The following is a 10,800-nucleotide window of genomic DNA, read 5'->3' on the forward strand; positions in this document are numbered from 1 at the left end:
AAGGTTCCCTCTCCGCATGAAAACACGCCGCCATTTCCTTTCCGGCCTCGCCACCGCCGCAGCCGCCACCTTCACCGAAACGCTGCGCGCCGCCCCTGATCCGAAAAAGGACGTCGTCATCGGCCACGGCGCTCATCGCTACAAGGTGAACAAGGAATGGGTCCCCGCCGGCCAGGGCCGCCACCACCCCATCCTCAACTGCCATGAGATGGTACAGGTCAAAGACGGCCGTCTCTTCATGATCGGAGACCACTGGGACAATCAGATGCTCGTCTTCAAGCCCGACGGCACCATCCTCGACTCCTGGGGCAGCGTCTGGCCCGGTGGTCATGGCCTGACTCTCTCCAATGAAAACGGCGAAGAGTTCCTCTTCGCCACCGACAGCGGCCTGTGGAAGTCCGGCAGCGGCGGCTACCGCCAGACTGGCCGCGTCACCAAGATCGACCTCAGCGGCAAGGAAATCTTCTCCATCAGCCATCCCATGAGCGTCGGCGCTTATGAGCCGGACATGGTGTTTAATCCCACCGAAACCGCCATCGCTCCCAATGGCGACATCTACGTCGTCGATGGCTACGGCTCGCAGTTCGTCCTGCGCTACGATGCACGCGGCAAGTTCATCCAGCGCTTCGGCGGCAAGGACGGCGTCCCCGCGGAAGAACGCCTCAATAACGCGCACGGCGTCGCCATCGACACCCGCGCTGGCGCAGACAAGGCCACCGTCATCGTCACCTCACGCGCCGACCACTGCTTCCGCCGCTTCACCCTCGACGGCAAATACCTCGAAACCCTCGCCGTCCCCGGCGCCATGGTCTGCCGCCCCGTCATTTCCGGCCAGGAGCTCTACGCCGGCGTCTGCTGGTCCAAGACCCCCGAGATCAACAAGCTCCCCCAGAACCCCAGCGGCTTCACCGTCATCCTCGATGCCGCTGGCAAAGTCGTCAGCGCCCCCGGTGGCACCGAGCCCGTCTATGAAGACGGCAAGCTGAAGCCCCTCATGCAATCCGAGCGCATTTTCGATCACGGGCACGACGTCTGCGTTCTCGACACCGGCGACCTCATCGTCTGTCAGTGGAACGCTTTTCAAACTTACCCGATCAAACTCGAAAAAGTGGCCCTATGAGCCGCTTGTGTCATCTCTGTGTTTGCGGAGCGGACAAATGACGAAATCCGAAATCCGAATGACGAATGACGAATAAAATCCGAATGACAAACTCCCAAAATGCCGCAATCACCCTGTAGCAGCATCGTCCCCTCACTCGAGTTTCGTCATTCATTCGTCATTCATTCGTCATTCCTCATTCTGGTTTCGTCATTCCCTCTCCGCTCGCCCTCAGTTCTTAAATCATGAAATATCTGACCATCGTGCGCCACGCCAAATCCAGCTGGGGTCAGCCTGGACTGGCGGATCATGATCGTCCGCTCAATGAGCGTGGACAGCGCGCCGCTCCGGCCGTCGCCACCTTCCTGCACCGCACCTATTTCGGCGGTGCCGGCTCCCCTCCCCTGCTGCCCCTGCCTGACCGCCTCGTCACCAGCACCGCCCTGCGCGCCCTCAGCACCGCCCAGATCATGCGCGAGAGCTTCGCCATGCCGGTGGAAAGCCTCCTTCTGGAATCCCGCCTCTACCTCGCCGACTCCGACCGCATCCTCGAAGTCATGCGTGGGTTCGAGGAAGGCTGGCATCACGCCATGATCTTCGGCCACAATCCCGGCCTGCACGACTTCGCCGAACACATCCTCGCCCGCGCGAACATCCCCAAGGTCCCCACCTGCACCGCCGTCATCATGGCCTTCCCCCACGAGTTCTGGGGCCTCGCCGACTGGAACGAAGCCCAGCTCATCGGCTACATCACCCCCAAGTCCCTCGAACGCCGCTTCCCGGAACTCTACGCCGGCATCTCCCGCGACGACGGGGATGATTGAGGTGCGAAAGTTACTCCGACCTGCAGGCCTAGCTGCGCCAGCTCAAGGAACCATCAAGCAACGCACAAGGTAGAGGTGGTGAATGTGATTGGGCCTGCCTCTGTGGAATCAGTGATCGATTGCGGTTCAATGCTCACCTTTGATCAATTACGAATACGGCATGGCAGCAGACTTTTTTCGACCGACACGTGTCGGTCGTAAGCTCAAGACGGCAAACAGATGAAGCTCGAAAAGTGACCGCGAAATCAATCTATGGTCGGTCGGGTGAATGCTGACCCCGCGGACATCTGTACCAGAAATGCACGCTTTTGACATGGCCCCACGGCCATGGCCAAGAAACACACCAAATCCTCGACTTCATCCAAACTTCAACAAAGCCATGGCAGGCTCACACACAAAAATCACCCGGCAACGTTGCCTGGTGGAATCCAATCAAAACGCGAGGATCGCATCAAATCGAGTTGTCGAAGAAAACCGCAACCCCAGCGCTTCATCTCAAAGTTGAAGAAGTTTCTAGCTCCCATCTTGCTGCGTTATTTTATTCACCGTTTCCTAGACTGGCTGCTCGACTGGCTACCGCAATAAGCAGCCCTCATCCCCCCATCCGGCTCCGGTGCTCGCTTGGCCGCCAGCCGATCCACTTCTTGAACGTGTTGCTGAAAACAAAAGGGTTCTGATACCCCACCTCGTGCGAGATCGTCTCGATTTTCAGATTTGTCGTCGAGAGCAGCTCCGCCGCTTTCCTCATGCGCAGCCACGTCACATGGTGCATCGGCGTGCGCCCCAGCGCGCGGCGGCACAGCCTGCGCAGGTGCTCCGCGCTCACATGCGCCTGATGCGCCAGCTCATCCAGCGTCCAGTCATAGCCCACGTTCGCGGAAACCTTTTCCCAGATGCGGTGCAGCCGGTCATCCACCTGCCAGGGCTGCGCAAACCGTTCAATGTAATGCTGCACCAGCTCCACCCAGTGAAACATCGCCGCGGGCTGGGCGGCATTCCCCGCCTCTTCCACAAGCCCCTCAATCGCATTCCACAATGCCTCCCCCGCAAAAGGTGCCATCAGCGGCGAGCTGCTGCTCAGGATCGGCGTCTGCTCCGGCTGCTGCTCATAGCGCACCCAGCAGCAGCGCCAGATCTTGCCCGGCACCGCATGAAAGGCGTTCACCATGAAAGGTGGCAGCGCCACCGCCATGCCCGCGCCGCACTTTTTCCACGCCCCGTCCACCAGCACCCGCCCCTCTCCTTCCAGGCAGGCCAGGAAGTACAGCCCGCCCTGGTGCATCCTCACGATCCGGTAGGGCGCCCGGGCCGTCATCACCCCCGCATGCGCAATCCGGTGCGTCGCCAGCGTCCCGCACAGCGGCGCGCTCCTCAGCCACGCCCTCGTGTCCCTCTCCGATCCCCGCACCGTCCGGTACTCCGTCTCCGCCCCGTGGGTGTGCGTTTCAGATAGCTCTTGGATGGCATTTCGCGCGTGCATAAGCGGAAGTTTGCGATTGTTTGCCGTTGTTGGCCGTGGTTTGCAATGGTTTCTCAAAACAACTGCAAACGCGCGCAGCGCCAGCCATCGCAAACAACCGCAAACTTCACCCTTATGCCCAATCCCTGGACCGGAATCGGAAATCCCTACACCAAGCAAGAAGTCGTGGACCGCCTCAAAGCCACCCGCGCCAAAGGCGAGCCAATTATTGCGGCCGGTGCAGGAACGGGCATCAGCGCCAAGTTCATCGAAAAAGGCGGCGCAGACCTCATCATCATCTACAACAGCGGCCGCTTCCGCATGATGGGCCACGGCAGCACCTGCGGCCTCATGGCCTATGGCGATGCCAACGCCATCGCCATGGAGATCGGCGAGTATGAAGTGCTCCCCGTCGTCAAAGAAATCCCCGTCGTCTGCGGCGTGCATGCCACCGACCCCCGCCGCCGCATGTGGCACTGGCTGGGCCGCGTCAAAGAGATGGGCTTCTCCGGCGTGAACAACTTCCCCACCCACACCATCGTGGACGGCCACTTCCGCGGCGTGCTTGAAGAAACCGGCATGAGCGTGGAAAAGGAGTTCGAAATGGTCGGCCTCGCCACCCGCATGGACCTCTTCAGCATCGTTTATGTCGCCACCCCCGAGGAAGCCATCAAGATGGCGAAGAACGGCGCGGACGCCATCATCGCCCATGTCGGCACCACCGTCGGCGGCAGCATCGGCGTGACCAATGCCGTGGTAAGCTGGGACCACACCGTCAAGGTCACCCAGGAAATCATCGACGCCGCCAAGAGCGTCAATCCGGCCGTCTTCACCCTCACCCACGGCGGCCCCATCAACACGCCCAAGGATGTCGAGTTCATCCTCAGCAAAACCTCCGCGGACGGCTTCGTCGGCGCCAGCAGCCTGGAGCGCATGGGCGTGGAGGACTCTCTCACCAGCCTCACACGGGAGTTCAAGCGCGTCCCCATTGGTCGCTGATCCCCGTTTTTCCCTCCATAAGGGTGGCTTTAGCCCTGCTGAATCGCATTTTGCAAAAAAATTACCGGCGTGTATGCTCGGACTAGCGTTACTTTGCTGTAACACCCCCGATCATGTCTGACGATCCCTTCAACAACCGCCCCGACGGTCCCAGCCGCCGCAACCAAGACCCCCAGTTCAACTGGCGCGGCTTCATGCTCTTCGCGCTCGCGATCACTCTGCTGATCACCGCTTTCGTGATGAACAAAGGCCTGGCCGGCGGCCGCAAGGTCTTCGACTACGCCCAGTTCAAAAACGAGGTCGAGGCCGGCAATATTGACCCCAACAAAAAACTCGAGCTCGTCAATCTCGACACCACCTCCGAGCAGACCATCCGCGGCTGGTACTTTGCCTCCAAAACTCAGGCCAAACCCCAGGCGAAGCCCGCCACGCCGGAAGCCGCTCCTTCCAACGATCTCAGCAAGCCCGTTCTCCCCGAATCTCCCAAGGAAGAGCCCCCCAAAGCCCCTGCGCTGAGCAGCACCGGTGAGTCCAGGCCTTTCTCCGTTCCCGTCAACATCGAGTTCCAAAAGGAGGATCTCCACAAGCTGCTCGACGCGCACAAACTCGTGCTCGTCCCGGTTTATGAAAATGAGATGTGGTCCTCCCTCGTCGGCTTCCTTCTGCCGCTGCTGGTCATTCTTGCCTTCTTCTACTTCCTCGTCCGCCAGCAGCTCCGCAGTGCCGGGCGCGGCGCCATGAGCTTCGGCAAGAGCAAGGCCAAGATGCTCGCCCAGGACCGCAACAAGGTCACCTTCAAGGACGTCGCCGGCGTGGAGGAAGCGAAGGAAGAAGTGCAGGAAATCGTCGAATTCCTCAAGGACCCCAAGAAATTTCAGCGTCTCGGCGGCAAGATCCCCAAAGGCGTCCTCATGACCGGCCCTCCCGGCACCGGCAAGACCCTGCTGGCCAAGGCCATCGCAGGCGAAGCTGACGTCCCCTTCTTCAGCATCAGCGGCTCGGACTTCGTCGAAATGTTCGTCGGCGTCGGCGCCAGCCGTGTGCGCGACATGTTTGAGCAGGGCAAGAAGAACGCCCCCTGCCTCATCTTCATCGACGAAATCGACGCCGTCGGCCGTCATCGTGGCCATGGCATGGGCGGCGGTCACGACGAGCGCGAGCAGACCCTCAATGCCCTCCTCGTTGAAATGGACGGCTTCGACACCCAGGAAGGCATCATCATCATCGCCGCCACCAACCGCGCCGATGTTCTCGACCCTGCTCTGCTTCGCCCCGGCCGTTTCGACCGTCAGGTCACCGTCAATCTGCCCGATGTGAAGGGCCGGGAGGAAATCCTCCGCGTTCACGCCAAGAAAGTGAAGCTGGCAGACAGCGCCGACCTTTCCAAGATCGCACGTGGCACCCCCGGCTTCTCCGGTGCGGAGCTGGCCAACCTCCTCAATGAGGCCGCCCTGCTCGCTGCGCGCAAGAACATGAAGTCCATCACCAATCCCGAGCTCGAAGAAGCCCGTGACAAGGTGCGCTGGGGCCGCGAGCGCCGCAGCATGGCCCTCACCGAGAAGGAGAAGGAAAACACCGCCTACCATGAGGCCGGCCATGCCATCCTCAATGAAGTCCTGGAACACACCGATCCTCTCCACAAGGTCACCATCATTCCCCGCGGCCCCTCTCTCGGCGTCACCATGATGCTTCCGGAGGAGGACAAGTTCACCCACCGCAAGAGCGAGCTCATCGACAACCTCATCGTCACCATGGGCGGCCGTGTGGCCGAAGAAATCCAGTTTGGCGATGTCACCAGCGGCGCCAGCGGAGACATCCGCATGGCCTCACGCATCGCCCGCAGCATGATCTGCTCCTGGGGCATGAGCACCAAGCTGGGCATGATCGAGTACGGCGAAAACGAAAGCACCTCCTTCATGGGCCGTGGCAGCAGCAACTACAGCGAAGACACCGCCCAGAAGATCGACGAGGAAGTGAAGCGTCTCATCGACGAAGCTTACGCCCGCGCCAAGGAAATCCTCCTTCAGCACAAGGACAAGCTCGATGCCCTGGCCCACGCCCTGCTGGAATACGAGACCCTCGATGGCGCCCACATCAAGGAAATCATGGAGCATGGCCGCCTCATCAACCCGCCGGAAAACAAGAGCAAGCCCCCGCCCCCGCCTCCCCTTCCCAAAGCCACCGACTCACGCCCTGTCAAACGTGAGGACGAAGACGAAGGCGGCCTGGCCCCCGGCCTTACTGGCGTGCCCGCGTAAGGCATTCATCGCAGTCTCAATCAAAGCCGGAGTCGCCAGACTCCGGCTTTTTTGTTATGCCCCATCGATTTGGCGTCAGCTCATGCGCGTCAGCGTCCCCGGACTGCGGCGCTTGAGCGCCGCTTTCGAGCGTCCCTGCTTTCCCGCATCTCCCCCCGCCCCCTCCAAGCAGGAAACTCACCTCAGCCGCAGCACCAGCCGCACCGCATCCAGCCGCACCGTGGCGGCCCCAATCGCCGCCGCCAGCGCCTCCCGCTGCTCCTTCAGCGCCGCAATTTCCTCCGGCCGCACGTGCGGATTCCGCGCCTGCAAATCCTCCAGCCGGGCGATCTCCTCATCCATCTGCTTCCTCATCGCCGCCAGCGCGCGCTGCTGCAACGTCTTGAGCTGCGCCTCGGCAAGCTGCTGCGCCTTGCCCAGCATCGTCGGCAGCAGCTTGTGCCGCACCGTCTCGTTTTCCACCGTGCGCGTCGGGTCTCCGGCAGACAGCTTCGCGCGCGTGAAAGCAGGATCAGCGCTCAAATCACGCCCCTGGTGATCCACCGCCACCCGCAGCGGCATGGCCGGCATGAACCGCGCGGCATGCAGCGCCGGCGGCGCCACGCATTCGGCAATGAAGCAGGTTTGCAGCACCAGCCCTTCACCACCGGAGGCCTTCCAAAACGCAAACCCCGCGTTCCCCGCATGCGAGCCCAGCAGCACATCCAGCGCCGCGCACACCAGCGGATGATCCCATGTCATGAAAGCTTCGTGGTCTCGCGAGAGCGCCCGCTCACGATCAAAGGAAAAAGTCAGCCCCTCCTCCGGCAGCGAGGGCAAAGCATCGGTGATCAGATTGTCCGGCCGGATGTACCACGTGCGGTCCGTCATCTCCTCCACATGCATGCCAAAGTGGTCCAGCAGGTGGATGAAGAACCGCTCGAAATCCAGCCCGGCATCCACATCACGGATGCGCTCGATCATGCGCGCCGCCAGCCGCGGCTTGCAGGAGTTCAGCTCCAGCAGACGGTTGTGCCCGCGCTCCAGCTTCTGCCGCACCTCCAGGCGCAGCGCCTTGGAGCGCCTGATGCACTCCTCCAGCTTCTCGGCATCAAACTCAGCGCACAGCACCGCGATCTCCGCCGCAAAGCTGTGCAGAAGCTGCGTCGCCCCCTGCAGGCTGTGCTCAAAGGCATCCAGCCCCTCGTGATACCACCGCGCCAGCACCTCGCCCTCGCTGCCCGCCACGAAAGGTACATGAATGTTGATCGTGCCCTTCTGCCCGATGCGGTCCAGACGGCCGATCCGCTGCTCCAGCAGCTCAGGATCACGCGGCAGGTCATACAGCACCAGATGCTGCGCAAACTGGAAGTTCCGCCCCTCGCTGCCGATCTCCGAGCAGATCAAAATGCGCGCGCCTTCAGGATCGGCAAACGCCGCCGCATGCCGGTCCCGCTGCATCAGCGTCAGTCCTTCGTGAAACAGCACCGCATGCACATTGATCTCGCGCAGCAGCCGCTCGTGAGTGTCCTCGGCCAGCTTCCGTGTGCGGCAGATCAGCAGCACCTTCGCCTCTCCCAGCTCCCGCAGCGTCGCCGCCAGCCAGCGGATCAGCGTATCTTCCGCGCACGAGTTTTCCTCCACACTCAGCGGCTGCAGATGGCAGCGGCGCGGCGGAAATCCCTGAATGACCGCGCGTGTGTTTCGGAACATCACGCGCCCCGTCCCAAACTCGTCCAGCAGATCTGCCACCAGGCGCTGGCGTGCGCTCTCATTCCCTTCCGCCAGTTGCGCCGCATGCTGCTGCACCCGCGGAGAATGACTGGCAAAAAGCGCGCGATCTTCCCCGCTCATTTGGCCGCCCTGCAAAATGCGGTCCACCACCTGCGCCACCTGTTCATAGCGCGTTGATTCCGCCAGAAACGCATTCAGATCCCCATAGCGGTCCGGGTCCAGCAGCCGCAGCCGCGCAAAGTGCCCCTCGGCCCCGAGTTGCTGCGGCGTGGCGGTCAGCAGCAGCACCCCCGGCACCCGCTGCGCGATGGCCTCCACCACTTGATAGGCCGTTCCCGGCGCCTCGACGCTCCACTCCAGATGATGCGCCTCGTCCACGATCAGCAGGTCCCACCCGGCCTCGGCCGCCTGCAGCGCGCGCTTCGGCGACTCGCTCAGCAGCGACAGCGGGCAGAGCACGAGCTGGCTGTCGTGAAAGGGATTGCCCTCCGGATCTCCCGCTTCAATGGCCGCGCACCGCTCTTCATCGAAGAGGCTGAACATCAGGTTAAACCGGCGCAGCAGCTCCACAAACCACTGGTGCGGCAGCGCATCGGGCACCAGCACCAGAATGCGCGAGGCACGCCCCGTTAGATTCAGCCGATGCAAAATCAGCCCGGCCTCGATCGTCTTGCCCAGACCCACCTCATCCGCCAGCAGCACCCTCGGCAGCAGCCGCCCGGTGACATCCGCCGCAATGGACATCTGATGCGGGATCGGATCCACCCGCCCGCCAATAAAACCCCTCACGGGCGAGGCCTGCATGCGGCAGCGCCATTCCACCGCCTCCGCCCGCAGTGCAAAGGCCTGCAGATCATCCACGCTCGCCGCCAGCAGCCGCTCCTGCGGCCCGCCCAGGCTCAGCGTGTCGGCCAGGTCCGCCTCCGGAAAGCTCTGCGCACCGCAGTGGTAGATCAAGGCCCCGTCCCTCACACTCACAGAATCGATCTGGTGCTCGCCGCCCTCACGCAGTGATATCTTGTCCCCCGCCTGAAAGCTGGCCCGCCGCAGCGGGGCTCCGTTGCGTGCATAGCGCCGCTTCTCCCCCGCTGCGGGAAAGCGCAGATCGATAAAATTGCCTTCCAGGCTGCTGACGATGCCAAGGCCCAGTTCGGGCTCGCTTTGACTGATCCAGCGCTGGCCGGGTGCGGGGGCTTCCATCCGTACCGTGGGCTAAGGCCTCCTCATTTTCCGAACAGCCGCCCAAAGAACCCTTTTTTCTTCGGCGGCGCCTGCGGCTGGGCCGGAACCGCCTGCTGCTGCGGCACCACCGCCCCCTGCTGCTGCTGTGGCGTCACCATTCCAGGCACCGTCGTGTTTTGGGTGAAATCGATGTAGGCAGGCTTGATCGATGGGGCCGCACGGGGATCGACATTGATGACTTTGGGCTTCTTGGCGGCCCCTGTGGCTTGATCATATTCATAGATCACCTGCTGGTAGCACTGGCCGTTGAGATTGAACGACCGCATCTCCGCGGCGCGCCCGTAGGCATCAAAATACACCTGGGAGCGCGCCACAAGATTGCCGCGCCCGTCGTAAATATGCCCCTGGGTGGGAAGTCCCCGCTCATTCAGCAGGTAGTGCTTCTTGGCCACCAGCACTCCGGCCGCATTGTACGTGGCCTCAATGAGCTCGTTCGTTGACTTGTCGAGGATCGTCTCGGAATGCGAGTTGTCCTTGTGGTAGGTGCTCTTGGCCACAATGGAAGTGCCGGCGGGCGCAGCCGGCTGCCCGGCGGCAGCGGTCACCCAAAGAAGGACAAAAAAAGCAGAGCATGATTTCATGACAGAAACGAAGATGGCGGCAGAATAGCGTCCCCCTTCCGTCCAGACAACGACAAATCCTGCCTTCACACCTCACCCCTGCGTCATGATTTCCACCACCGTCCCCACCTGGTCTGAATTTCTTACGCAGACCATCGCGGCATTTGGCTGCACTACAGGCACCCTCCACCGCCTGGACCCGGCGGATCATCATCTCAAACTCGTCGCCCACCAGGGCATCCCCGAAGCGCTGATGCCCATCATCCAGTCCATCCCTGTCGGCAAGGGCATCGCCGGAGTCGCCGCCGAACGCCAGGAGCCCGTGGAAATGTGCAACCTGCAGACAGACACCTCCGGCGTGGCCAGGATAGGTGCCAGACAGACCCATGTGCAGGGCACCCTGGCCGTCCCGGTCCTGGATGGCGGCCGTCTCTGCGGCACTCTGGGTATCGGCAAGATGGTCCCCTACGACTTCACCCCGGAGGAGAAGGAACGGCTGATGCAGACCGCCCGCAGCATCGCGCCCCTTCTGCTGCCCCCCTGAGGCCGCTTTCCTCGGGATTCACTTCCTCAGCTCATCAAAAAAACCCAAAAAAACGCCCGGCCGCGCTCACGTCAGCGCGCCGGGCGTTTTGGCTGAAATTCC

At 62.2% G+C, this 10,800-nt stretch carries 8 protein-coding genes; 5 read left to right on the plus strand and 3 right to left on the minus strand.

Features of this window, described 5'->3' with window-relative positions:
- Positions 1 to 16 precede the first annotated feature (16 nt).
- Together ACILSQ_RS17765 and ACILSQ_RS17770 are read left to right on the plus strand one after the other, a co-directional pair.
- Entirely contained in the window at positions 17 to 1,120 is a 1,104-nt protein-coding gene (locus ACILSQ_RS17765; RefSeq protein ID WP_395744992.1) for a hypothetical protein, read from the plus strand.
- 224 nt (positions 1,121 to 1,344) lie between these two features.
- Positions 1,345 to 1,923 carry a SixA phosphatase family protein gene (locus ACILSQ_RS17770; RefSeq protein ID WP_395744993.1) on the plus strand — a complete coding sequence of 193 codons (579 nt, stop codon included), beginning with the start codon at positions 1,345 to 1,347 and terminating at the stop codon, positions 1,921 to 1,923.
- A 592-nt stretch (positions 1,924 to 2,515) separates the two neighbouring features.
- On the opposite strand, the gene ACILSQ_RS17775 is transcribed toward ACILSQ_RS17770, so the two are convergent.
- Complete coding sequence (locus tag ACILSQ_RS17775) at positions 2,516 to 3,403, minus strand: helix-turn-helix transcriptional regulator (RefSeq protein WP_395744994.1); 888 nt, start codon at positions 3,401 to 3,403, stop codon at positions 2,516 to 2,518.
- 114 nt (positions 3,404 to 3,517) lie between these two features.
- On the opposite strand from ACILSQ_RS17775, the gene ACILSQ_RS17780 reads away from it, so the two are divergent.
- Positions 3,518 to 4,381 carry a phosphoenolpyruvate hydrolase family protein gene (locus tag ACILSQ_RS17780; protein ID WP_395744995.1) on the plus strand — a complete coding sequence of 288 codons (864 nt, stop codon included), beginning with the start codon at positions 3,518 to 3,520 and terminating at the stop codon, positions 4,379 to 4,381.
- A gap of 113 nt (positions 4,382 to 4,494) precedes the next feature.
- Positions 4,495 to 6,639 carry an ATP-dependent zinc metalloprotease FtsH gene (gene ftsH, locus ACILSQ_RS17785; RefSeq protein ID WP_395744996.1) on the plus strand — a complete coding sequence of 715 codons (2,145 nt, stop codon included), beginning with the start codon at positions 4,495 to 4,497 and terminating at the stop codon, positions 6,637 to 6,639.
- A 177-nt stretch (positions 6,640 to 6,816) separates the two neighbouring features.
- On the opposite strand, the gene ACILSQ_RS17790 is transcribed toward ftsH, so the two are convergent.
- Positions 6,817 to 9,552, minus strand: a complete 2,736-nt coding sequence (locus ACILSQ_RS17790) for a helicase-related protein (protein ID WP_395744997.1) — start codon at positions 9,550 to 9,552, stop codon at positions 6,817 to 6,819.
- Positions 9,553 to 9,575: 23 nt separating this feature from the next.
- Positions 9,576 to 10,175 (minus strand): hypothetical protein, encoded by a 600-nt coding sequence (locus ACILSQ_RS17795; RefSeq protein ID WP_395744998.1) that lies wholly within the window; start codon positions 10,173 to 10,175, stop codon positions 9,576 to 9,578.
- A gap of 85 nt (positions 10,176 to 10,260) precedes the next feature.
- Here ACILSQ_RS17795 and ACILSQ_RS17800 point away from each other — a divergent pair, with 85 nt between their 5' ends.
- A complete protein-coding gene (locus ACILSQ_RS17800) occupies positions 10,261 to 10,698 on the plus strand; it encodes a GAF domain-containing protein (RefSeq protein WP_395744999.1) in 438 nt (145 codons plus the stop codon).
- Positions 10,699 to 10,800: the final 102 nt, after the last annotated feature.

The sequence above is a fragment of the Prosthecobacter sp. genome, from assembly GCF_044227185.1.
Taxonomy (GTDB): domain Bacteria; phylum Verrucomicrobiota; class Verrucomicrobiia; order Verrucomicrobiales; family Verrucomicrobiaceae; genus Prosthecobacter.